23 protein-coding genes and 1 tRNA gene are annotated in these 22191 nt (G+C 45.5%); 9 read left to right on the top strand and 15 right to left on the bottom strand.

What is annotated here, in order from left to right:
- Positions 1-30: 30 nt before the first annotated feature.
- Positions 31-687 (top strand): glycerol-3-phosphate 1-O-acyltransferase PlsY, encoded by a 657-nt coding sequence (gene plsY / locus FEN17_RS24025; protein WP_138367964.1) that lies wholly within the window; start codon positions 31-33, stop codon positions 685-687.
- A 95-nt stretch (positions 688-782) separates the two neighbouring features.
- Entirely contained in the window at positions 783-2144 is a 1362-nt protein-coding gene (locus tag FEN17_RS24020) for a dipeptidase (RefSeq protein WP_138367963.1), read from the top strand.
- Between the two features lie 40 nt (positions 2145-2184).
- Here FEN17_RS24020 and FEN17_RS24015 read toward each other — a convergent pair whose 3' ends face one another.
- Entirely contained in the window at positions 2185-3831 is a 1647-nt protein-coding gene (locus FEN17_RS24015) for a tail fiber domain-containing protein (protein WP_138367962.1), read from the bottom strand.
- A 230-nt stretch (positions 3832-4061) separates the two neighbouring features.
- On the bottom strand, positions 4062-5285 hold the full coding sequence (locus tag FEN17_RS24010) for a tetratricopeptide repeat protein (protein WP_138367961.1): 1224 nt from the start codon (positions 5283-5285) through the stop codon (positions 4062-4064).
- 110 nt (positions 5286-5395) lie between these two features.
- Between FEN17_RS24010 and hpt the strand changes: the two genes are divergently transcribed.
- From hpt to FEN17_RS23995, 3 genes are all read left to right on the top strand, one after another.
- Positions 5396-5923, top strand: a complete 528-nt coding sequence (hpt, locus tag FEN17_RS24005; protein WP_138367960.1) for a hypoxanthine phosphoribosyltransferase — start codon at positions 5396-5398, stop codon at positions 5921-5923.
- A gap of 39 nt (positions 5924-5962) precedes the next feature.
- The gene (locus FEN17_RS24000) at positions 5963-7363 is read left to right on the top strand and encodes an MBL fold metallo-hydrolase RNA specificity domain-containing protein (protein ID WP_138367959.1); all 1401 of its coding nucleotides are present in this window, start codon (positions 5963-5965) and stop codon (positions 7361-7363) included.
- A 70-nt stretch (positions 7364-7433) separates the two neighbouring features.
- A tRNA-Leu gene (locus tag FEN17_RS23995) sits at positions 7434-7517 on the top strand.
- A 52-nt stretch (positions 7518-7569) separates the two neighbouring features.
- On the opposite strand, the gene FEN17_RS23990 is transcribed toward FEN17_RS23995, so the two are convergent.
- Positions 7570-8112 carry a CopD family protein gene (locus tag FEN17_RS23990; protein ID WP_138367958.1) on the bottom strand — a complete coding sequence of 181 codons (543 nt, stop codon included), beginning with the start codon at positions 8110-8112 and terminating at the stop codon, positions 7570-7572.
- A 108-nt stretch (positions 8113-8220) separates the two neighbouring features.
- Here FEN17_RS23990 and msrA point away from each other — a divergent pair, with 108 nt between their 5' ends.
- Positions 8221-8907 carry a peptide-methionine (S)-S-oxide reductase MsrA gene (gene msrA / locus FEN17_RS23985; protein WP_171037996.1) on the top strand — a complete coding sequence of 229 codons (687 nt, stop codon included), beginning with the start codon at positions 8221-8223 and terminating at the stop codon, positions 8905-8907.
- Positions 8908-9051: 144 nt separating this feature from the next.
- Positions 9052-9576 (top strand): hypothetical protein, encoded by a 525-nt coding sequence (locus FEN17_RS23980; protein ID WP_138367957.1) that lies wholly within the window; start codon positions 9052-9054, stop codon positions 9574-9576.
- A 63-nt stretch (positions 9577-9639) separates the two neighbouring features.
- Here the strand turns inward: FEN17_RS23980 and FEN17_RS23975 are convergent, their stop codons facing one another.
- The 8 genes from FEN17_RS23975 to FEN17_RS23940 form a co-directional block, all read right to left on the bottom strand.
- A complete protein-coding gene (locus FEN17_RS23975) occupies positions 9640-10440 on the bottom strand; it encodes a hypothetical protein (protein ID WP_138367956.1) in 801 nt (266 codons plus the stop codon).
- Between the two features lie 50 nt (positions 10441-10490).
- Positions 10491-11225 carry a hypothetical protein gene (locus tag FEN17_RS23970; protein WP_229208975.1) on the bottom strand — a complete coding sequence of 245 codons (735 nt, stop codon included), beginning with the start codon at positions 11223-11225 and terminating at the stop codon, positions 10491-10493.
- A 77-nt stretch (positions 11226-11302) separates the two neighbouring features.
- Complete coding sequence (locus tag FEN17_RS23965; protein WP_138367955.1) at positions 11303-12025, bottom strand: RluA family pseudouridine synthase; 723 nt, start codon at positions 12023-12025, stop codon at positions 11303-11305.
- A 112-nt stretch (positions 12026-12137) separates the two neighbouring features.
- On the bottom strand, positions 12138-12848 hold the full coding sequence (locus FEN17_RS23960; protein WP_138367954.1) for an ABC transporter ATP-binding protein: 711 nt from the start codon (positions 12846-12848) through the stop codon (positions 12138-12140).
- A 34-nt stretch (positions 12849-12882) separates the two neighbouring features.
- A complete protein-coding gene (locus FEN17_RS23955) occupies positions 12883-13338 on the bottom strand; it encodes a hypothetical protein (protein WP_138367953.1) in 456 nt (151 codons plus the stop codon).
- 37 nt (positions 13339-13375) lie between these two features.
- On the bottom strand, positions 13376-16036 hold the full coding sequence (locus FEN17_RS23950) for a tetratricopeptide repeat protein (RefSeq protein ID WP_138367952.1): 2661 nt from the start codon (positions 16034-16036) through the stop codon (positions 13376-13378).
- A gap of 18 nt (positions 16037-16054) precedes the next feature.
- Positions 16055-16387, bottom strand: a complete 333-nt coding sequence (locus FEN17_RS23945; protein ID WP_138367951.1) for a DUF5615 family PIN-like protein — start codon at positions 16385-16387, stop codon at positions 16055-16057.
- Positions 16387-16620, bottom strand: coding sequence for a DUF433 domain-containing protein (locus FEN17_RS23940; protein ID WP_138367950.1), 234 nt, complete (start codon positions 16618-16620; stop codon positions 16387-16389). Before FEN17_RS23940 ends, FEN17_RS23945 begins: the two co-directional genes overlap by 1 nt.
- 175 nt (positions 16621-16795) lie before the next feature.
- On the opposite strand from FEN17_RS23940, the gene atpD reads away from it, so the two are divergent.
- Both atpD and atpC read left to right on the top strand, forming a co-directional pair.
- Complete coding sequence (gene atpD / locus FEN17_RS23935; RefSeq protein WP_138367949.1) at positions 16796-18310, top strand: F0F1 ATP synthase subunit beta; 1515 nt, start codon at positions 16796-16798, stop codon at positions 18308-18310.
- A gap of 73 nt (positions 18311-18383) precedes the next feature.
- A complete protein-coding gene (gene atpC / locus FEN17_RS23930; protein ID WP_138367948.1) occupies positions 18384-18626 on the top strand; it encodes an ATP synthase F1 subunit epsilon in 243 nt (80 codons plus the stop codon).
- Between the two features lie 125 nt (positions 18627-18751).
- Here the strand turns inward: atpC and FEN17_RS23925 are convergent, their stop codons facing one another.
- The 4 genes from FEN17_RS23925 to FEN17_RS23910 form a co-directional block, all read right to left on the bottom strand.
- Complete coding sequence (locus FEN17_RS23925; protein WP_138367947.1) at positions 18752-19438, bottom strand: pirin family protein; 687 nt, start codon at positions 19436-19438, stop codon at positions 18752-18754.
- Between the two features lie 16 nt (positions 19439-19454).
- Positions 19455-20192: a dioxygenase family protein gene (locus FEN17_RS23920; RefSeq protein ID WP_138367946.1), complete on the bottom strand. Its 738-nt coding sequence runs from the start codon at positions 20190-20192 to the stop codon at positions 19455-19457.
- Between the two features lie 103 nt (positions 20193-20295).
- Positions 20296-21006 carry a LytR/AlgR family response regulator transcription factor gene (locus tag FEN17_RS23915; protein WP_138367945.1) on the bottom strand — a complete coding sequence of 237 codons (711 nt, stop codon included), beginning with the start codon at positions 21004-21006 and terminating at the stop codon, positions 20296-20298.
- Positions 21003-22040 (bottom strand): sensor histidine kinase, encoded by a 1038-nt coding sequence (locus FEN17_RS23910; protein ID WP_171037995.1) that lies wholly within the window; start codon positions 22038-22040, stop codon positions 21003-21005. Before FEN17_RS23910 ends, FEN17_RS23915 begins: the two co-directional genes overlap by 4 nt.
- Between the last annotated feature and the right edge of the window lie 151 nt (positions 22041-22191).

Below are 22191 nucleotides of genomic sequence, written 5' to 3'. Positions count from 1 at the left end.
GAATTTAAAATAATCATTGAATAGTACAAAATGGGTATTGTCTTAGTAATAGTTTCAATTGTTGCAGCGTATTTGTTGGGATCAATCCCAAGTTCAGTTTGGTACGGAATAGGTTATTTTGGGATTGATGTTCGTAAGCAGGGAAGCGGCAATGCCGGTGCTACCAACACTTTCAGGGTACTGGGAAAAAGGGCCGGAACAATTGTAATGCTCATAGATGTACTCAAAGGCTGGACGGCTACCTGCCTCGCATCCATGCTTTTTTACATGAGCGAAATTGGAGAAACCGAATTGCTTGTTTATAAGATACTCTTCGGCATCGTGGCAATTATCGGTCACATTTTCCCTGTTTTTGTGAATTTCAAAGGTGGAAAAGGCATCGCGACATTATTGGGTATGGTACTCGCGATTCATCCTGAGCTCGCACTGGTTTGCATCACCATTTTTATACTGACATTGATCGCCTCGCAATATGTTTCCCTGAGCTCGATCCTGGCAACATTGGCATTTCCGGTACTTTCCTGGCTGGGCGTTTTCGGGCATCCCGAGCCGCTGCTGATTGTTTTTGGGTTTACGATGTTCATTCTCGTGGTACTTACCCACAAGAAGAACATTATCCGCCTCATGAATGGAAACGAAAACCGCGTGAATGTTTTTGCGAGATCCAAATCGTCGCATAGGCATTGATCATTGAAAAAAGATTTTTACAAACCCCTGAGGCCAGACCTTAGGGGTTATTTTTTTATCTTGGCTTTTCCAATTTGAACAAATGACATTAAAATATGCAATCATACATTGAAGAAAACCGCGACCGATTTTTAAATGAACTCCTTGATTTACTGCGCATCCCGTCCGTCAGCGCCGATTCAAAATTTAAGGGTGATATGCTCAAAGCAGCGGAATTTGTAAAAGAAAGCATTCAAAAAGCAGGTGCCGACCGGGCGGAAATTTATGAGACAGCCGGTCATCCGGTGGTTTATGGTGAAAAAATCATCGATCCTGCACTACCGACAGTCCTGATTTACGGCCACTATGATGTGCAGCCTGCCGATCCTTATGAATTATGGAATTCGCCGCCATTTGAACCGGTGATCAAAAATGAGCGGATCTACGCTAGGGGAGCTTGTGATGATAAAGGTCAATTTTATATGCACATCAAAGCATTGGAAACCATGCTGGCGACTGATTCTTTGACGTGCAATGTTAAAATTATGATTGAAGGAGAAGAGGAAATCGGTTCTTCCAACCTCGGAACATTTGTAAATGCCAACAAGGAAATGCTGAAATGCGACACGATCCTCATTTCCGACACCAGCATTATCGCCAATGATGTGCCATCAATCGAAACCGGGTTGCGTGGATTAACGTACGTAGAAGTGGAAGTTGTAGGGGCCAATCGTGACTTACACTCAGGCGTTTACGGCGGTGGCGTGGCGAACCCGATCAACGTGCTTTGCGAAATGATCGCTTCTTTGAAAGATGAAAACGGCCACATTACAATCCCGGGATTTTATAATGATGTTGAAGATCTTACTCCGGAACAACGTGATGCTTTAAATGCAGCACCTTTTGATTTGGACGAGTACAAAAAGGATCTTGGAATCGATGACGTACTGGGTGAAAAAGATTACACGACCATTGAAAGAACTTCGGTACGCCCGACCCTGGACGTGAACGGAATCTGGGGAGGTTATATCGGGGAAGGTGCAAAAACGGTTTTACCTTCAAAAGCGAATGCTAAAATTTCGATGCGACTGGTTCCCCATCAGACGGACGATGCTATTTTAGAACTGTTTACCAAACATTTCGAATCGATTGCCCCGGCGTCGGTAAAAGTGAAAGTAACCCCGCACCACGGCGGTCTGCCCTATGTTACCCCGACGGATTCTTTGGAATATAAAGCGGCGGAACTGGCGATGGAAGAATCATTCGGCAAAAAACCGATCCCTACCCGCGGCGGCGGAAGTATCCCGATCGTGGCATTGTTCGAGCAGGAGCTGGGCTGCAAAAGTATTCTGATGGGCTTCGGGCTTGACATTGACGCCCTGCATTCGCCCAATGAAAGCTACGGGCTTTTCAATTACTATAAGGGAATTGAGACGATTCCGCTGTTTTTCAAACATTATGCGGAGTTGAAGAAATAATAAAATGAAAATAGCGGGCCGTTTATGGCCCGCTATTTTTCTATTTGTTGACCATCATTTTCTTGGTACCGTTACTTTTCCCGTCGGTTACCAAATCATAAATGAAGACGCCGCTTGCATTAAAAGTTTGCGCAGAGATCGATAATGTTCCCTCGCCACGCTTGTCAATAGGATATGAACCCACCTTGACGCCATCTCTTGAATAAATATCAATGACCGCGTTTTTCACCGATGCGGGGATGAAATATGGAATAGAAGTATTCTGTGAAAATCCGTTTGGCGCGTTCTGGCCAATTGCAGCATTGCCAATTGGCTCGGTATCAAATTTTGCTTGTGGATTTGAATTTAAAGGTTTTAGTGCGGAGACAGCACGTTCCAGTTGTTCCAGGCGTGAGGTAATTTCCTGAATTTTTGCCTCTTTTTCTTCAATCACCTTTTGTTGTTCTTTTACAGAATTGATCAGGATATAAGTGACCGCATTCGCGTCATAATCCAGATATTCTATCTTATTTCCCAGCGAATCCTGATATGTAAACGAGCCGATCGTGTATGGCGCAATTTTCTGCATTTCCTGCGCAATGATCCCTACAAATTTATTGGTCGTAGCGGCGCCTCCCTTTCCATTATACGTAAACCAAACTGGTCTGATTTTCGAAAGTGTCTCTAAACCTTCTGTAAAATTTGAAACATCCTTTTTAAGTCTTTCGTCAGAGGCCACTTTCCAGCTTGGGGAGCCCCATTTTGCTGCCATTTCAGTGCTCATCTGGAATTGATAATCCGGAGCAGAGACGCCTATGCCAACATTTGCGCCAACCTTACCTAAGACGATACAATTGGCCTTGCCCACATAGGCTTCAGCGCCGATTGCAACCGAGCGTTGAAGAAACGGGGAGCCTCCGGCTTTGTAGCCTATGTAGGTATTATAACTTCCCTCTGAATTATCTGAACCAGACTCTTTACCCAGAAAAACATTATAGCTTCCAGAGGAAGTAGATTTACCAGCGCTAGCACCAAAGAATGAGTTTGAACTTCCTCCAATATTATAGTTCCCGGTGGCCGAACCGAAAAAAGCATTAAAGCTTCCAGTTGAATTGTTAGAGCCGCAGTCGTTGCCGAAGTAAGAATTGTCGTGGCTGTTCACGTTAGAGGCTCCTGCATAATTACCTACAAAAGTGTTGTTTTGGGACACGTTCGCGTTGAGCGTGCCTCCCGCAACGTTTCCTATAACAACATTATAGTTACCGCTCATGTGATTTCCAGATCGTCTTCCCATGATTACATTGAAATCGCCGCTACCAATTTGGCTGGATTGATCACCAAGGATTACATTAGACTGGCCTTTGAACTTTTCTCCACTTTGTGAACCAATAAATACATTCGAGTTACCATCATTATCCGTTCCGGAAAGCGAACCAATGTACACGTTGGCACTCCCAAAATTCCCCTTCCATCCACTTTGAAATCCAAGATAAGTGTTGCTGCTTCCAGAGTAATTAAATTGTCCCGCGCTTTTACCAACAAACGTGTTACCGGAGGCATTGTTAAAATTTCCGGCGAAGTCACCGACAAATACCCGACTATCGCCAACCTTACCGGCAGAGGTACCGATATTGACCTGTGCATTTGCTTGGTCCATTAAGAATCCAAGCAACGCCAAAGATGCTGCTGTTCTGTAATACTTATTCATATTAGTTATTGGTTATTGAGGTTGCGAAGCCTCGTTTAGCAAAACCAAATATGTGTATTACGCTTAATTGGGAAGGAATAAAATGAACTTACGGCAGACGTAAATGAGGCAACGGAAATTGTCAAATCAACTTAAAAGATACTTCTATTGCCGCATTTACCTAGTATTTCCAGGTACATTGAAAATACTTCTAAGCACTCGCAGGAGTTACTGAACATGATACAGGCGACTTACCTTTTCCTGCGCTGCTCGCGCTTGATTTTTTTCAAATTGGCAATTGCCCCTTTTGCCTCCTTGTCCTGGCTGGTCTTTTTGTCCGCCTTATCATCCGCCATTTTGTAGTAGCGGAGCGCCTCGTCGTAGTCTTTATTTTGCTCAGCGATCCGGCCCAGGCCGATCAACGAAGAGATATAGTAACCTGCATTTGTCGACTTGGTTTGCACGGAATAATCAATCGCCTTTTTATAATAAGTGCTGGCTAGGTCGTAGTTGCGGTGGTAATTCATGTTATAGTATGCCAAAACGTAAGCCGCATTTCTACCGCTAACTCCCTCATAGCCTGGCATTCCCTGGCTGATCTTGTCAATGATGTTCTGCGCCGCTTTTTCAGCTTCGCCCATTTTGCCTGTCACAAATGCTGTGCGGCAAAAGTATCGCTCGAAATAAGGGTTGTTTGGATAGGTCTGCCACATGTACTTGGCCATTTCGTAGGCCTTGCTGTACTCATTTTCCATGCTGTAAATCTGCAATAGAAAGTAGCGCGCCTCTACCCGCGTGTAGAATGCATTATTGCCCACTTTTTCGAGCTGCTGCTCGCCAAGTTTTCTGTTACCTTTTGGAAAAAGTGAAAGGATGGGCTTCAAAATCGGATATTCTTTCGGGACCCACTCGGCGTAATAATTATAGAGACCGTCGCCAAAAAGCAGCTCGGGCGTGAGGTCGCCATTTCCTTTGCACTGCTCAAAATATTTCAGCGATTTTTTTCCTGCAAATGCCGCTTTGGTCCAGCTTTCGCGCTCAGCGTACAATCTTCCTTTGAATGCGTAAGCCGCAGCCAGGAAAAATGCGGGCTCCACTTTATTTTTTTCTTTGTCGTAAAGATCTTCGGCGAGATTAATGGTCGAATCCATCTGTGCCAGAAAAGCATCGTCGTGCGATTCGTTTTCAGTATTTGGCACAATTTTCCACCACTCCGCGAGGCCCATCAAAAAATGAGGCATCGGGTGTTTAGGGTACCGATATTTAAGCCACCTGAACTCCGCATCCGCCTCCGCGAATTTAAAGTTATAAAGCATATTGATCGCCTCCGTCGACTCGATCTGAACGCTCGGATTTTTGAGGATCATGTCGTAATTCTTGTCCAGATCGGCCGAAGAATACAACTGCGCAGAAGCGACTTGACAATTTATGACGGTTAAAATGCAGAGTGTGATGGTGTTAATTAACTTTTTCATAGCTCGGGTAAATCTGTCCTTTAAACGTGTGATTTTTATTTTACGTTTGTCACCGGCCCGGTTTTTGAAAAAAGCATTAATATTGACCGCATTACAATGACACCACAAAAATGATTAACATTCTCGACAAAACATTTGTCCCCTTTATTTCTAAAGAAGACATTGAAAACCGGATAACTGCGCTGGCTGCACGCATCAGCAAAGATTATGAGCAGAGCTGCCCGGTTTTTCTGGTGGTTTTAAATGGCGCTTTTTTGTTTGCCAGCGAGCTTGTGAAAAGAATTCCGCTTACCTGCGAGATCACATTTATCCGCCTCTCCTCCTACTCGCAAACCGAATCTACAGGTACGGTTACCGAGATCATCGGGATTGATAAAACATTGGAAAACCGGGATGTGATCATTATAGAGGACATTGTCGATACCGGATTGACGATGAGCCAGTTATTAAAAGAAATTGGAAAAATGTCGCCCAAGACGGTCGAGATTGCGACATTGCTGCATAAGCCGGAAGCATTGAAAACGCCGGTCGATATGCGTTACAAAGGTTTTGAGATTGCTAATAAATTCGTTGTCGGGTATGGTCTTGACTATGAAGGCATCGGACGCAATCTTGATTCAATTTACGTGCTCGGGTAACTTCCCGCACTTTCTCACTCAATAACTAAACCTCTTATCATGCATATCCAGTTTTTTGGCGCAGCCAGGACCGTTACCGGCAGCAAACATTTGATTACCACCGAAAAAGGCACCAAAATCCTCCTCGACTGCGGATTGTTTCAGGGAATCCAAACCGATGAATTCAACGAAACATTTGGTTTTAAACCTGCTGAAATCGACTTCCTGATCCTATCGCACGCCCACATTGATCATACCGGTTTGGTGCCAAGGCTTGTCAAGCAGGGTTTTAAAGGACCGATTTATTGTACTTCCGCCACGGCAGATCTTTGTCGGGTGATGCTCATGGACAGCGCACACATTCAGGAAATTGATTTGGAAAGAATAAACCGAAGGAGGCAAAAGCAGAACAGACCGCTCGTGGAAGAGCTCTATAATTCCGAAGATGCCGCGCACGCGCTGACGCTTTTTGAACCGGTAAAATATGGACAAACTTTTTATTTGGGAGAAGAAAAAGAAGTGGCGGTAGTACTCACAGATGCCGCACATTTGCTGGGAAGCGCGGCGGTACATCTAACCATTCCCGACAAAGGAACATTCAAACAAGTAACATTCACCGGCGATATCGGGCGACCAGAAGATCGGATCCTGAAAAAACCTGATACTTTCCCGCAGGCCGACATTATCATCAGCGAATCCACTTACGGCGATCGGTTGCACGAAAAAGAGGGTGATATGCACGCGCACCTACTGCAAATTGTACAGGAAACCTGTGTTGAAAATCAAGGCAAGCTCATCATTCCGGCATTTGCGATTGACCGGACGCAAGAGCTGATTTACGCGCTCGATCAGCTTTACAGCTCCGGAAAGCTGCCGCATATTCCGGTTTACATCGACAGTCCGCTCGCCATCCGCGCCACGGCGATCATGAAGGAACACGACGAATGTTTTAATCCTGAGATACTGAGCTACATTGAAAAAGACGGGGACGCATTTGCATTTCCGTACCTGCATTATATTTCAAAAGTGGAGGAATCGATCGCGCTGAATGATAAAAAAGAGCCCTGCATTATCATTTCCGCATCGGGGATGGCCGAGGCCGGGCGGATCAAGCATCACATTAAAAACAACATCGGCAATACGTCAGCCACGATTTTGCTCGTAGGTTATGCTTCCGGAAATACGCTGGCTGGTGCATTGAAGCGGGGCGACAAGCACGTGAATATTTTTGGGGAACAATTTGAAGTGCGCTGCCAAGTCAGGTCGATGGAATCATTTTCAGGTCACGGCGACTACAATGAAATGCTGGATTTTCTGTCGTGCCAGACGCCGGAGCGCGTGAAAAAAGTTTTCCTGGTCCACGGAGAATACGAAACCCAGGTATCTTTTAAGCTGAAACTGGAAAAAGCTGGCTTTGCAAATGTGTATATCCCAGCGCTTTACGAAAATATTGAAATTTAAAGTTTTTAATGCTTTCCAGGCTTTGAAAACCTGAAAAGTCTTTCCTATTTTTGCCAACCAAATTTCAAATGCCGAAGTGGTGAAATTGGTAGACACGCACGTTTCAGAGGCGTGTGGGGGTTGCCCTGTGCGGGTTCGAGTCCCGCCTTCGGCACAAAACGCTGTTCCTGCAAAGGGGCAGCGTTTTTTGGTTTTACGGGACAAAATTAGGCCGATTTCTTCTCCCTGATACGCCGGACAATTCTCACCGCCGTCATGATCAAAATCGCGAAAGCAATCAGCCCCAGCACGCCCCAGATCCAGTCGACTGTATTTTTCAGCACTACTAAAAAAACGATCGAGAACAAGAAAATCGTCGCTATTTCATTGAAAAGCCGCAACTGGAAAGATGAGAAGCGAAATTTTTCCCTACGGATTTCCAGGAGAATAATCCGCATAAATGAATGATAGGCGATCAGTCCGACTACAAAAAGCAGTTTTAATTGCATCCAGCCTTGATCGAGCCATGCGGGGTTCAGGTAGATCATCACCGTCCCGCACAACAGGGCCAGCCAGCTTGCGGGTGTCATGATCGCATTCCAGAGCAATTTTTCCATTTTGGTAAACTGCGCAAAAAGGATTTCCCGCTCTGGATTCGGCTTGTCTTTGGCCTCGGTGTGGTACACAAAAAGCCGGGGCATGTAGAACAGTCCGGCAAACCAGCTGACGACGAAAATGATATGAAGTGCTTTGAAATGAAGGTAAGTCATGGTAGATCTTTTCGGCCGCAAATTTCGTAAATAAGCATGAATACGCCTGACAAAACTTTCTTTCTCAGCTATTCGTTAAACCTTGGAAGATAATTGATCGAGACTACAATGAGAACCACCATCCCCATTTTCACATTCCTTTTTTTGTGCTGCCTGGTTATCGTTTCGTGCGCACAGTCGGATAAAAAACATAAGAAAAATATGGACAACGAATCAGCAACGACCGCGCTGGATGAGAATAAAGTTGATACCGCCGGAACGCAGGTTGCCACATTTGCAACCGGATGTTTTTGGTGTACCGAGGCCGTCATGGAATCTTTGGACGGCGTTAAAAAAGTTGTTTCCGGCTATTCCGGGGGCACGGTTGCCAATCCTAGTTACAAGGATGTTTGCACCGGCACGACAGGACACGCTGAATGCGTGGAAGTTACCTATGATCCAAAAGTGATCAGCTATGCCGATTTGCTCGAAGCATTTTTCAGAAGCCATGACCCAACTTCGCTAAATCGTCAGGGAAATGACGTTGGTACCCAATATCGTTCGGCGATTTTTTACCGCAATGACGAGCAGAAAGCGCTGGCCGAACAGGCGAAGGCAGAACTGGACAAATCGGGCGCCTATGAAAAACCGATCGTGACGGAAATTAGTAAAGCGCAGAAATTTTATGTTGCGGAGGACTATCACCAAAATTACTTCGCAAACAACCCGGACCAGGGATACTGTGCATTTGTGATTGCCCCAAAACTCGACAAATTTAAAAAAGTGTTCAAGGACAAATTGCGGAAACACATCTGATATAGGACAAAAAAGTGCGCAGAACCGGATATAAACCGGAAGCACCCGTATAATAAGTATAAATGGCACAAGTTTTGAAGCATTAAAAGAAATGGCTTTAATTTGTGCCATTATTATTTTAACACAATAACTTAATCTATTACAATGAAAAAGATTCTATTTACACTTTTGGTCGTATCCGTTTTGAGCGTGATTTCTGACAAGGCTTTTGCCCAATTTGAAAAAGGAGATAAATTACTGAATGCAGGTATCAACTTAGGCGGTACTTATGGCGGCGGCGGTATCGGTCTGGGCGCTTCATTTGAAGGCGGTGTGCATGATTTCATCAGCGTCGGTGGCCAGTTTGACTTTATGCACTGGGGCTACGGCGGCGGAATTTACAACTACGGATGGAGCTACAACTTCATCAACATTGCAGCCAGAGGTTCATACCACTATGGAAAACACTTCCTTAAAATAGATAATCTTGATCTTTACGCAGGCCCTGCACTAGGCTACCGTATCGCAAGCTCTTCTTATGACGGTGTTGGATACGATGCATATGGAAGCGGCGTATTCTTTGGCGCATTTGCAGGCGCAAGATATTACTTCAAACCTAATTTGGGCGTTTTTGCAGAAGTTGGTTACAATGCAGCAGCTTTGAAAGCGGGTATCGCATTTAAATTCTGATATTCACAACACACTAAAAAGGCCTGGGAGCGATTCCAGGCCTTTTTTTATGCTCTCTACTTCTTAAAATTTCATTTTCAACGTCAGATATCCCGCGCCATTGATCGGGTTAAAACCCGGCCCGAGCTGGAATGTAATCGGCTCATTTCTTTGCAGAAGTTCTCTTCTTATTCTGCTCGCCTTTGAGCCATTTCTGCCGCCTTTCACAAAGCCCACGGTGCCGAAGGTAACTGCTCCCGCAAAACCTCCCAACATCATCCACGCACCCCTGAGAGCCCGCTGCTGGTCCTGGTAAGTCGCAAAATTTCCATTTGCGTCCGTCTCTACTCCTACTACAATGCCTGTGCCGATGGCGGCCACCAAAATTCCGGCCGAAGTACCCGCGATCCCCATGATCATTCCGGATTTTGATTTGGCCTTATAGTATTTGTAAGTTGCCCGTAAATGATCAGGTGTTGAAGATCTTATTTCATCCAGGAATTTGTTGCCGGTTTTCGGACGTACTGTGGTAACGTTGTTATAAGGATTGTTTTCCGGTTTCGGGGTTTTTTGAGTTTGAGATGGAGCATAGTAACTCGGCACTTCCAGCACCGCTTCAAATGTTTCTACCTCCCCGTTTCCATATTGAATAGAGACTACCTCGTCTTTGCGGACATTAAAAACCGGCCCTTCCGGATCGCTTAACTTTTTGTATTTGATCGCATTATCGGTCACTTCCTGGATGAGTACTTCCAGTTTGGTTTCATCCCGCAGGATGATAATGTCGGCTTTCCTGGGATTTTGCGCCCATGCGGTTTGGGCAAGCAAAATTCCGATTAACATGGCTAGGAGCTGATTTTTCAGCTTTGGTAAACTTACTTTCATTAGTGTAGTAATTTTGAATGTACACTAATGAAGCAATAAATTTCACCTTATCAAAATGACATGCTCAATGTGAGATGGGCCGATTTATTAAGCGGATCAAACCTCGGCATAAACCGAAATGTAGTCAGCGGCTGGTTCCGCCTTTCCAGTTCAGCTTTCACTTTTTCAGCTTTTGCCCGGTGTATTTTGTAGTTTTTAAAACCAATCCCTCCTAAAACAATCCCGACAACCGGGCCGGCAATCGCCAGCGAGTTACCGATAGTTTTATTATCCGGACTATCGCCGGTAGAAGAAATGATAAGGCCGGATACCAGCGAGACCACCGCAACCGAAGTAAAAACGATCGCACCGGTTTTGCCGTCGATAGACTTGTCTTTGTGGTACTGATACTTATCGCGCAACTGGTCGGAGTTCGCCATGACAACACTTTTTTCAAAAGCATTGGTGGGCAAATTATTCAAATCGGCATATTGTCCTACGCTGTCGGGCGGAGTTTTACCTGCTGGAATAGAATCCCTGACATTGATGTTTTTGCCGTTTTTCAATAAAACCCTGGCAACCTGATCGAGGTAAATGTAAGTTTTGGCGCTATCCGCGGTCCCCAGGTCACGGTAATTGATTTTTTCATAGGTCATCTGCGTGATCAGCGCCTGAATCCGGGAGCTATCCCTTTTTACAATCACATCATTTTTGCGCCCCGATTGCGCATTTGCCTTGTAAAAAACGGAAAGGCAAAGCAGTCCCGCGAGCAGCAAAGTGGAATTTTTCCCTGTCTGTAATTGCATAGTTATAGCATAGTTAGGATGAATGACGGATTTAAACCTACTCAAACTCTCCTTCACCGCGCTAAAAAATTATGCTATTACATGCCGAATTTGTTCAATTGCTTCACAAGTACCTCAAAATCTTTCGGGTACGGCGCTTCGATCCGCACCGGATCTCCGTTCATCAGCGCAAATGAAAGTGAATGTGCATGGAGTGCAACCCTTTGAATAAGAGGCTGTTCCTCTGTTTCTTTCTTTAAATTGAATTTCCGTTTAAGGCTGGAAAGAAATATCGGTTCGCCACCATATTGCGGATCATTGACGATCGGCGCTTTGAGACAAGAAAGGTGGATACGGATCTGGTGCATCCGGCCGGTTATGGGTATACATTCCACCAAAGTGTATCCTCTGTACACTTGCAGCGTATTGAAAATCGTCTCCGCAACCTTGCCCTCCGCCTTGTCTATTTTAACTGCAGTACCATTTTTTAAAGGTAAAATCGGAAGGTATACCGAAATGCTGTCGAGGTTATGGATCCCGTTGGACACCGCGTGGTATCTTTTCGTGACTTCGCGGTGTTCAAATTGCATAGCCAGGTGCCGGTACGCGGCCGGATTTTTTGCAAATGCAAGAGCGCCAGATGTTTCCTTGTCCAGCCTGTGTGCCGCCTGCAGGTCAGCATTATACTCCTTCGCCAGCCGCAGCACGCTTCCGCCCCTGTCGGCAGTTCTTTCGTCCAGCGTCGCCAGGTGCGGCGGTTTATTGACTAATAAAAAATCCTCATCTTCAAATAATATGAGGTCTTTGAAATTGATTTTCATACCTGTTCAAATAAAAATAATCCGAATGATTTGCCATTTTTCAGCAACTCATCCGGACCAACCCAGCTATCTCTCAGCCCGAGCTCACAAAGGTAACATTAACTATTTGTTTTTAAACCAACGCACTAACCTTCGTAGGGTTGGGATTAATGGTGTCCGATTCGACCAGGCCGTCGCGGAGGCGGACTATGCGGTGGGCATAATGTGCGATGTCTTCTTCGTGGGTTACCATCACGATCGTGTTTCCTTTGCTGTAAAGCTGGTCGAAAAGGTCCATGATTTCGTAGGAAGTTTTGGTATCCAGGTTACCCGTCGGCTCATCGGCGAGCAGGATGCTGGGATCATTTACCAGCGCCCTGGCGATCGCGACGCGCTGCCGCTGCCCACCTGAAAGTTCGTTTGGCTTATGCCCTGCCCTATTTTCAAGTCCCACATTTCTTAGTGATAACATGGCTTTCTCCGTCCTGTCCGACTTACTCAAACCCGCGTAAATCAGCGGCAGGGCTACATTATCCAGCGACGACATTCTTGGCAGAAGGTTGAAAGTTTGAAAAACAAAACCGATTTCCTTGTTCCGGATCTCGGCCAGCTCGCTTTCGGTCATGTCACTTACATCCTTATTATTTAAGATGTATCTTCCGGTAGTAGGCGTGTCCAGACAGCCGATAATGTTCATCAAAGTCGATTTTCCCGAACCCGACGGCCCCATAAATGCGACATACTCCCCTCTGTTCACCGAAATGGTCACGGATTTCAAAGCTTGTATGACCTCGCTGCCCATGACATACTTTTTTGCAATGTCACTTGTTTCGATAATTTTCATTTAAAGGAATTTTCGGGTGGAGAATAAATATTTATCAGTGCGTCGCGGCGGCTACTTTTCTGAAATGGAAGTGTATAAATAAGGATGCAAGAATCACCGCTGCCGGGATTTCGTTATTTTCGATTTCACCTTCTGTTTGCCAAAAACCTTTCACCTTGAATTCGGCAATGTCGTTTTCATTTCTGACAGCCCAGTTTCTGCGCGGCCAGGATTTGTATTTCCACTGATATTCCTGGTTTTCGTAGCCGATGGTCGCCAAACCATTAAAGAAGCGAAGCTTAATTTCGCCTAAAATCCTTTGTCCGTCAATGTCAGTCATTTCGACCCGCCGTTGCCAGAATCCTCTTACCTTGAATCTCAAAAGATGACCATCCAGCTCGCCATAACCTGAGCTTTTCCAAATGTTCATTTTCAGCAGGCCGGCGACAACCTTACCTCTAAAAATCCTGATTTCTGAATGCGTAAAGTTAGACTTCCATACGAGTGCCATTGATTTTGAGCATTTAGGTGCAAACTAAAATATCAAATCACTGAAATTCTGCTCTTTGTTTTTCGATAAGTGCCCGCATAGGCTGATAGCGGCTGATAAATTGCTGATAGTCGGCTGGTGATGCATATTGCTTTACTTTTGCTTCACCCTCGTCGCCCTGACCCACCAAACCCTGATCCAGGCTTAGATAAGCATATTCCGCCCAGATTTCCGGCGAAAATTCATTCAGCCTCAGCGCATTCAGCACAATCTGGTAAGCCTTGGCAGTTTGCTTTTTGTTTCTGTAAAATTCAGAGGCAGCATAAACTACGTCCGACTTAAAAGGATTTGCCAAAACAGCATTATTGAAATTTTTGTCCGAAGGCGTCTTAGCTGCAATTTGAAGCAAGGAATCGGCAGGCGATTTAGGTTTTATTCCTGAAAACAATGTTGTCTTTAATTGCTCAATCGGCGCATTAGGCTCCTTTTCACGCACTTTTTCCAGCAATATAACTGCCACTTCTTTTTTGTCGGACAAAGCATTTGCGACGGCCATTCCGATCGTACCTTCAATGCCTTCGACCAGCGACAAGGGTTCCAGGGCTTTATCATACAAACCTAACTGCAACAGCCAATGTCCCAGCACTTTATTGTATAAATCACTCTTTTGATCATCCTCCGCGGCCCAGGCTGACATTGTTTCCAAAGCCTTTAATTTACTACCACTATAAAACTCCGGATAGAGCGCCGCAAATGTCAAATCTTGTGAAAGTATCGGATTTTTGACGGCGAGTTTGGGTAAAAAGGTTGCTGGCGATTCATCAAATTGGGCCTGATTTGTGGCGTAGTTTAAAAGGTAAGACAATGCTGAAACACTCAGCATAGAATCTGCCGGAATAGCCTTTGAGTCGAATGTTTCCTTTGTAAATTTTTGCGTCAGGTTTTGGACAGCGAGCCAATTTGCCTTCCAGGAAAGATAATCACGCTTTTTACTGACGGAAGCCAGCGAATCCAGTAAAGTCTGATTGGTACTTTTTGCAAGGATTGCCAGCAGATTCGTCGCAGGAATTTCTGGCAGCACCGAGTTTCGTTCTGCTTTATCCAGATAATAATAGGCCGAGTCTGCAACATTCGTTTTGGAATACAGCATGCCTAGATTATTCAGCAACTCGCCATTTTCAGGAAATTTTTGAAGTCCTTCCTGTAAACTGTACACCGCGTCGAAAAACAGATTTTCCTGCGTCAGAATACCACCCAAACCTACATAGGCTTGCGGTGACGGATTTTTCAAAAGCGCCCGCCGGAAATAATAAGCCGCTGCATTTCGGTCGCCTTGTTTCAGCGCTAGGGAGGCGAGGGCGTAATTGGATTTATGATTTTGAAATTCCTGCTGCAAAGCGAGCTTGTAATATTGCTCCGCCAAAGTAAATTCCTCCGTCACCGTATGCAAGTCACCCAAGCCATTAAAATATCCGGCAATTGCCTGATTGACTGGAAGTAATCTTTGAACTGAAAATAGAATGACCACGCCTGCAAAACCAAAAAGCCGGGTTTGTGTCAATCCGAATCGCATCGGTTTGTACAACACTTTATATACCGCCAGTTTTTGCTGAAAAAGCGGAAAAAAATTGACCAGAATATAGAAAAAGAATAAGACGCTCATCGCGAGCTGGCCCTGAACAACGACATCTTCCAATGTTTCTAAAACCGGATCATTGGCAGTGGCGGCAATAAATCCAGTAAATGCAGCAGCGACCAGGAACATTCCCAGATAAAGCCAAAAGCCGGTGCTGCGAAAAGGAATGATCGTTCCGGTAGAATCGGCCCGCCTGCGAAAACCCCAAAGGCCTAAAACTCCCGAAGCCAATGCCAGAAATACCGGGCTGATTAATGTTAAATTCCAGTCGATCTGGCGGGTGTTTTTTAAATAAATTAAAAGGAGTAGAAGAAGATACAATACGCTGATAACAATAAAGTTAACCAGCCCCGATTTGCCTTTGCTAAATGATCCGCTGCTGCTCAGCCAAACCAGCCCCGCCATAATTTCGGTGGCGCTGATCAGCAAAAAAATAACTGTAAGAAATAACCAAAGTGGAAAAGAATAAGCCGCAGCAGCCAAAGCCGGAACCGCTGATTTCGACCCGAATGCAATCAAAAGTGCGATCAATATAGAAACTGCGGCGATGCCTCCTACCCTCGCAGCAATTCCCAGATCCGCGCGAAATGCGTGAAAATAATAAGTGACTGCGCTGTAAAGGATGACTACCAACAAAAACAAAAAGCGGCCTTCACCGAAAACACCCAGCGTCTCCATCCTTGAAAACGCGAGAAAAAGTATAAAACCGATCATTCCGGCTAGATACCAGAAACGCGGCATCGTTGTTAAAGCCGTCAAAATCAACGTTAATCCCGCCAGCGCAAAAACCCAAAACAGGTTTACGGCGACAAAATCAAGCTCCATCACGGAGGCCATAAAGCTCTCCGTCACCAGATGCGAAGGAATCGAAACCCCGTACTGCCAGTTACCCAAACGCAAAACATCCACCGCCGTCGAAATGTCCGACATTTCGCTGACGACATTCCAGTTGATCACATTCTGCAAAGGATCCCGCACATAAAAAGCAAAAAACAGGATCGAGAAAAACAGCAATATCAAGGCACCAACGGTCATCCTGCGTTCAGAGGGAGACCAAACCTTCCAGAAAAAAAATTCCTTCATAATAATGTTAGATACATATCAACGACCGGTGATTTCCACCAGGTCAGCTATTTCGAGAAGTTCGAGGCTCTGTTTCAGATTGGCGGTCAAAATTTCCATCAACCGGCCTTTTGAGGTATTTCCGCAAGTTAACCAGATCACTTTCGGAGGACTGCCGTGCCGGTTTAAGAGCGTGACAAAGTCGTCATCTTTGGTTATCACAATCGCATTTTTTTCTCTTGCATGAAAGAAAATCTCGCGGTCCTCAGCATTAGAAAGATTGAGAAAAGCGGCTGAATAGCAAATTATTTGAAAATTGGAAAAAATCCAGGGAGCAAGAGCCGGTGGAAGCTGGGCGTCGAGAATAATCATTAAGCCGCCTGCAAAACTGGGTGATTCAGCTTTATAACTGCATAGAGGAGGCAAGCGGTGATATCTTCCATTTCCAGATCGGGCAGTTCTTCGCTAACAATCTGTTCTGCGGTTAATCCGTTGGCCAGCAGTTCCAGCACGTCCGTTACCCGCACCCGCATATTTCGGATACAGGGCTTGCCTCCGCATTGATTGGGATTAAAAGTGATACGTTCCAAAAGCGGATTATTCATAATTCCCGATGTATTGTGCAAATTCAAATTTAACCTTTTTTACAAATTGCAAAAAACATACCGCTTTTCTAAAAAATATCCAATATTTCAGCCTGCTAACTATTGGTACTAACCAAATTATCCCATACTTTTGCGGTCTGAAAATAACCTCACCTGAGATAATCCAAATTATATAATGGCAAACGCGACAAACATAGGAAAAATTACGCAGGTAATTGGACCAGTTGTAGACGTATCGTTTGAGGACAGCACCAACATTCCCGCTATCCTTGATGCGTTAGAAGTCATCAAACCAAACGGTCAGAAAGTTGTCCTGGAAACCCAGCAGCATTTGGGCGAGGACCGTGTTCGTACGATCGCGATGGACAGTACCGAAGGTATGCAGCGCGGCATGGACGTAAGGCCACTGGGCTCACCCATCAGAATGCCGATTGGCGAAGGAATTAAAGGCCGTCTATTCAATGTGATCGGTGAAGCGATCGACGGATTGACCCCGCTTGATTCTACCAACGGTATTTCTATTCACCGCTCAGCTCCTAAATTTGAAGAACTTGCTACGGCTACCGAAGTACTTTTCACAGGTATAAAGGTGATCGATTTGCTGGCGCCTTATGTAAAGGGAGGTAAAATTGGATTATTCGGTGGTGCCGGTGTTGGTAAAACCGTATTGATCCAGGAATTGATCAACAACATTGCAAAAGCTTATGCCGGTCTTTCGGTATTCGCAGGTGTTGGAGAGCGTACCCGTGAGGGAAATGACTTAATGCGTGAAATGATCGAAGCCGGTATCATTAAATACGGCGAAGAGTTCAAGCACAGCATGGAAGAAGGCGGTTGGGACATTTCAAAAGTGGATTATAACACTTTGAAAGACTCACAGGCAACCTTCGTTTTTGGACAAATGAACGAACCTCCTGGCGCACGTGCACGTGTGGCACTTTCAGGATTGACAATGGCTGAGTATTTCCGTGACGGAGATGGCGAAGGACAAGGTCGTGATATTCTTTTCTTTATTGACAATATCTTCCGCTTTACACAAGCGGGATCTGAGGTATCGGCCCTTTTGGGACGTATGCCATCTGCGGTAGGTTACCAGCCTACCCTGGCAACAGAAATGGGCCAGATGCAGGAGCGTATCACCTCTACAAAACGTGGTTCAATCACATCTGTACAAGCGGTTTACGTACCTGCGGATGACTTGACTGACCCGGCTCCGGCGACTACATTCGCCCACTTGGACGCTACTACCGTACTAAGCCGTAAAGTTTCTGAAAAAGGTATCTACCCTGCTGTGGATCCACTCGATTCAGCTTCACGTATTTTGAATGCTGAAACTTTGGGTGCAGAACATTACGACTGCGCGCAGCGTGTGAAAAACATTCTTCAGCGTTACAAAGAATTGCAGGATATCATTGCGATTTTGGGTATGGAAGAACTTTCTGACGAAGACAAGCTGGTTGTATCCCGCGCCCGTCGTGTAGAACGTTTCCTTTCTCAGCCATTCTTTGTTGCCGAGCAGTTTACAGGTCTAAAAGGAACATTGGTGGATATCAATGATACCATCAAAGGCTTTAACCTGATCATGGACGGTGCTTACGATCACCTTCCTGAAATGGCTTTCAACCTCGTTGGAACCATCGAAGATGCGCAGGCAAAAGGAGAAAAAATGCTGGCAGAAGCAACTCGCTAATTGCTATATATCAAGCCGTTAGTTTGTAAAGAAGCAGCTAACAGCTCATTGCTAAAAGCTAACAGCTAAAAAAATGCATTTAGAAATTATTACCCCAGATAAAAAAGTGTTTGCTGGTGAGGCAAATGCGGTAACATTGCCGGGTACAGAGGGACAATTTCAGGTTCTTAACCGCCACGCACCGCTGGTAAGTACATTGAAAAAAGGCGACGTAGTCGTGGATACAGGCGCTGCAAAGCAAACTTACCTGATCGACGGTGGGGTTGTTGAAGTACTTCACAACCAGGTGCTGGTTTTGGCAGAAGCAGTTCTGTAAAACTCCCGGAAACTCATATTAAAAGCAGAAGCTGGAAACGGCTTCTGCTTCTTTGTTTTTAGGTCAAATTCAAATTGGTCTGTAAAGGTCAAATCTATAAGGCAGGGATTAATCCTCACAAACTGCTACACCTCCAAAACCAAAATCACCGCATCATTAGAAAGCGCTTCGAACTCGATTTCATTTGCGTTGCGGATAGATAACCCGTCGCGTTTTTCTAATAATCTGTTCTGGAACTCGAAGGCACCTTCGACGATGAAAGCGAAAATACGGCGATTTGGAGCGTCTGGAATAAAAACACCCTCTTCCCTGCCGTCATATTTGCCAATGTAAACACTCGCCTCACGCTCTCGGCCGCTATGAGCAGGTAGAAGGAAATTTTTGTTCGAAAGATCAAATTTGGTAAGCCTATGTAGCTGATCGGTTTCATTACATTCAATCCTGATTTGCAGGTAGTTGATCGCTTCCTCCGCGTACGGATTGGAAATGTTGTAATGTTCCCCTGGCAACGCGCAAAAACTCAGCACCTCGCCCGAATCTACGAATTGTAACGCTGCTGAATCGCCCAGTGCAACCTCAATACCTCCTACCAGCGGGAGTAAAATGATCCTGCAAGTTTCTGCCACCGAAAAGATGTGACTTTGTCCCGGAAGCAATGTTTCGTCATTGAATGTCAGCAACTTTCCAAACGGCTCCCGGCCCTCAGCTTCGTATTCCTCAAAATTAAATGTCCGGAAGCTGCGGAAGCCGTCTGTTTGAAAACAGCCCCGCTGGCTTTCCAGGAAAATTTGCGCGTCGATTTCGGTCAGCATAAGTTTTGGCTTTTTACTAGGCACTTACCACAATCGCGTGCGTCAGCTCATACCCGGCTGACGTGCTGCCAGTTACCGTTGCCAGCTCCAATGCATAGCCGTCGCTGAACACATTGTCCCGCGCATTGGTGGTATCGGCTTGGCCGTGACTTGCGTAGACGCCCTGGGCATACACCACTTTGCTGATATCCTCGGGAAATGCAATCTGCGTCACGAGCAGCGATTTGCCGCTGGCATTGTAAATATGCACGTGAATGTGCGTGGCGCGGCCCGAGTACCAGCCGGGGTAAATGCTTGAAAATGTGACGAGTCCGTTTGCATCCGTAGTTTGCCGGCCTCTCAGAAAGTGCGCGGAAGTGTAATTCGTCGATTGCATCCCTGAGCCGCCGTACTCCGAATAATTGCCGGCCGCGTCGCAATGCCAGATATCCACCAGCGCCCCGGCCAGACCGGCACAACTGTTGTTTTTGTTTTGAATCGTAATTTTTACAGTCAGTTTTGTTCCTTGCCGGTCGGAGGTAATGTCTGTAATTACATAACTTGAAGGCGAGTGGGTCGGGAACGGACCTTCGGTTTCCGACGGGGTTGAGGTGCAGGTTCCGGTGGTTGTTCCGGTCGTAGAGCCCGAGGTGCTGCCGGTTGTTGTGTCCGTGGTTTCTGGGTCTACGGTATCGCTTGAACAGCTGATCATCGGGACGATCGCCGCGAGACCCAATGCAGAAAATCCTCTTCTTAAAAATTCTTTACGTTCCATATTTGCAACAGTTCATGATTGTAAATACCAAATCGCATTTACATCCCGGTTTGTTGCGGAAAGCGGCGAGTGTGTCGGTCAATCCGGCGAATGTCCCGGTGAATTACCGGTTTTTCCACTTTTCAATAAAGCCCAGGTAGCTGTCACTTACAGGCAGTTCTTTTTGGGTGGCAAGCCTTACTTTTTTGTTTTGGATAGAAATCACCAGCGCATCGGGCACAATGTAGCTGCGGTGTATCCGGCTGAACTGGTTTTGAGGTAAAGTCTCCAAAATCCCTTTCAAAGACATTAAGGTCATAACCGGATGCCTCGTCGCAGAATGTCCCTGATTTTTCAAATGGATTTTAATGTAATCCTCCATCCCCTCAATGTACTCAATGTCGTCCAGCAGGATCTTCACCATTTTATACTCCGACCTCACGACGATCGAATCTTTACCGGAGCCCTGCTGCGACTTTTTAAACTGAAATTTCTCCTCCGCTTTTTGTACCGCTTTCTCAAAACGCTCAAACGCAATCGGTTTCAGCAGATAATCGATCGCTTCGAGCTCAAAACCTTCGTGTGCAAAATTTTTATAGGCTGTCGTAAAAATGACCATCGGCTTTTCGTCCAGCTGCGAAACCAGGTCCAGGCCGGAGAGATCGGGCATATTAATGTCGATAAAAAGCAGATCGACAACTTTGCTGTTTAAAAAACCGACGGCTTCGATTGCGTCGTCAAAGGTTTTGATCAGATCCAATGTTGGAAACGAGGCGATGTAGGTTTCCAAGATTTTTAATGCAAGCGGCTCGTCGTCAACGGCTATACATTTCATACTTTGGTAAGTTTTAAGTTTACCGTAAAAAATCCGTCCGCCTCCCGAATGTCCAGTTCATACTGATCGGGATACAAAAAATCCAGCCTCTTGCGGGTATTCGCGATCCCGATTCCGGTACGCTGTAAATCTGTCTTTTTCTCAAAAACTTGATTTTGACAAAAAAATGAAATGTCCTTCTCAGAAGATTTGATCCGAATGTTAATTTCCGACTCATTCCGGTTGCTGACGCCATATTTAAATGCATTTTCCACGAACGTCATCAAAATCAGCGGTGCAATTTTAACATGCATCGTCAGTTCACCCGCTTCAAAAATCACCCGCGTTTTATTACTCAACCGCAATTTTTGCAGGTCAATGTAGTCTTCCAGCGAGCGCACTTCTTCATCCAGCGGTACGTAATTTCCGCTCGCCTCATCGGTAATGTACCGCATCATTCTCGACAATTTCAGAATACTCGGCGCCGTATGTTCACTGCCGGTAACCGCCAGCGAGTAGATGTTATTCAAAGTATTAAAAAGAAAATGCGGGTTGATCTGTGCTTTAAAAAACGACAATTCGGCCTGCGCCTTGTCCGCCTCCGACAAAATCACCCGCTTCTCGGAAAGCCTCCACTGCTGTGAAAAACTCAGCGCCATCGCAACCACCCACACTACCACAAAAAGGATCAGGCTCACAAAATCCACACGGGGTGCCGGCCTCCGAAATGCGCTGGGCTGCTCAGGTCGTGGCGGAGGATTTTGTTCAAATCGCGGTTCCAAGCCCGGCGGTCGGCCAGGTTCGGGCCGATACTGCATGCTGCTGCGGCTGAATTTCTGGAAAATCAGATTTTCAAAAGGCTGGGACACATAAGTCAGTACAAAACCTCCGACGAAAAGGGCTGTGTATAAAAGGTATTTCTTTTTCAGAAAAATCTGCGGGATCAGCACGTGCAGATTGAAATAGAAAATGAAGGCGTAGATCAGGAAAAACAGCCAGAAAAAGATGGAGGTAAGTACCATCAGCAGCTGCGAATCCTCTGGCTCGCGCGACATGATGGTGAGCGGAAGGCTAAGGAATAAAATCCAGCCAACTACATGTATAATCCAAATATTCTTTGTCCAAAACATGCCCAGCCGTAACAATATTTTACGAGAAATATCCGCTAGCTAATATAGGGGTTACAAAAAGAAAAACTTTTCCTAT

Source organism: Dyadobacter luticola (assembly GCF_005860805.1).
Classification (GTDB): domain Bacteria; phylum Bacteroidota; class Bacteroidia; order Cytophagales; family Spirosomataceae; genus Dyadobacter; species Dyadobacter luticola.
Note: the sequence above shows the minus strand (reverse complement) of the source record. Positions and strands in the feature narration are given on the sequence as shown.

Bases quoted from the DNA above. Each gene is read 5' to 3' on its own strand.
- FEN17_RS23915 (WP_138367945.1), bottom strand. From the start codon at position 21,006: ATGAAATGTATAGCCGTTGACGACGAGCCGCTTGCATTAAAAATCTTG.
- FEN17_RS23965 (WP_138367955.1), bottom strand. From the start codon at position 12,025: ATGAAAATCAATTTCAAAGACCTCATATTATTTGAAGATGAGGATTTT.
- FEN17_RS23955 (WP_138367953.1), bottom strand. From the start codon at position 13,338: ATGGCACTCGTATGGAAGTCTAACTTTACGCATTCAGAAATCAGGATT.
- plsY (WP_138367964.1), top strand. From the start codon at position 31: ATGGGTATTGTCTTAGTAATAGTTTCAATTGTTGCAGCGTATTTGTTG.
- msrA (WP_171037996.1), top strand. From the start codon at position 8,221: ATGAGAACCACCATCCCCATTTTCACATTCCTTTTTTTGTGCTGCCTG.
- atpD (WP_138367949.1), top strand. From the start codon at position 16,796: ATGGCAAACGCGACAAACATAGGAAAAATTACGCAGGTAATTGGACCA.
- FEN17_RS24010 (WP_138367961.1), bottom strand. From the start codon at position 5,285: ATGAAAAAGTTAATTAACACCATCACACTCTGCATTTTAACCGTCATA.
- atpC (WP_138367948.1), top strand. From the start codon at position 18,384: ATGCATTTAGAAATTATTACCCCAGATAAAAAAGTGTTTGCTGGTGAG.
- FEN17_RS23990 (WP_138367958.1), bottom strand. From the start codon at position 8,112: ATGACTTACCTTCATTTCAAAGCACTTCATATCATTTTCGTCGTCAGC.
- FEN17_RS23945 (WP_138367951.1), bottom strand. From the start codon at position 16,387: ATGATTATTCTCGACGCCCAGCTTCCACCGGCTCTTGCTCCCTGGATT.
- FEN17_RS24020 (WP_138367963.1), top strand. From the start codon at position 783: ATGCAATCATACATTGAAGAAAACCGCGACCGATTTTTAAATGAACTC.
- FEN17_RS23920 (WP_138367946.1), bottom strand. From the start codon at position 20,192: ATGGAACGTAAAGAATTTTTAAGAAGAGGATTTTCTGCATTGGGTCTC.
- FEN17_RS23925 (WP_138367947.1), bottom strand. From the start codon at position 19,438: ATGCTGACCGAAATCGACGCGCAAATTTTCCTGGAAAGCCAGCGGGGC.
- FEN17_RS24000 (WP_138367959.1), top strand. From the start codon at position 5,963: ATGCATATCCAGTTTTTTGGCGCAGCCAGGACCGTTACCGGCAGCAAA.
- FEN17_RS23970 (WP_229208975.1), bottom strand. From the start codon at position 11,225: ATGCAATTACAGACAGGGAAAAATTCCACTTTGCTGCTCGCGGGACTG.
- FEN17_RS23940 (WP_138367950.1), bottom strand. From the start codon at position 16,620: ATGAATAATCCGCTTTTGGAACGTATCACTTTTAATCCCAATCAATGC.
- FEN17_RS23975 (WP_138367956.1), bottom strand. From the start codon at position 10,440: ATGAAAGTAAGTTTACCAAAGCTGAAAAATCAGCTCCTAGCCATGTTA.
- FEN17_RS24015 (WP_138367962.1), bottom strand. From the start codon at position 3,831: ATGAATAAGTATTACAGAACAGCAGCATCTTTGGCGTTGCTTGGATTC.
- hpt (WP_138367960.1), top strand. From the start codon at position 5,396: ATGATTAACATTCTCGACAAAACATTTGTCCCCTTTATTTCTAAAGAA.
- FEN17_RS23980 (WP_138367957.1), top strand. From the start codon at position 9,052: ATGAAAAAGATTCTATTTACACTTTTGGTCGTATCCGTTTTGAGCGTG.
- FEN17_RS23950 (WP_138367952.1), bottom strand. From the start codon at position 16,036: ATGAAGGAATTTTTTTTCTGGAAGGTTTGGTCTCCCTCTGAACGCAGG.
- FEN17_RS23960 (WP_138367954.1), bottom strand. From the start codon at position 12,848: ATGAAAATTATCGAAACAAGTGACATTGCAAAAAAGTATGTCATGGGC.
- FEN17_RS23910 (WP_171037995.1), bottom strand. From the start codon at position 22,040: ATGTCGCGCGAGCCAGAGGATTCGCAGCTGCTGATGGTACTTACCTCC.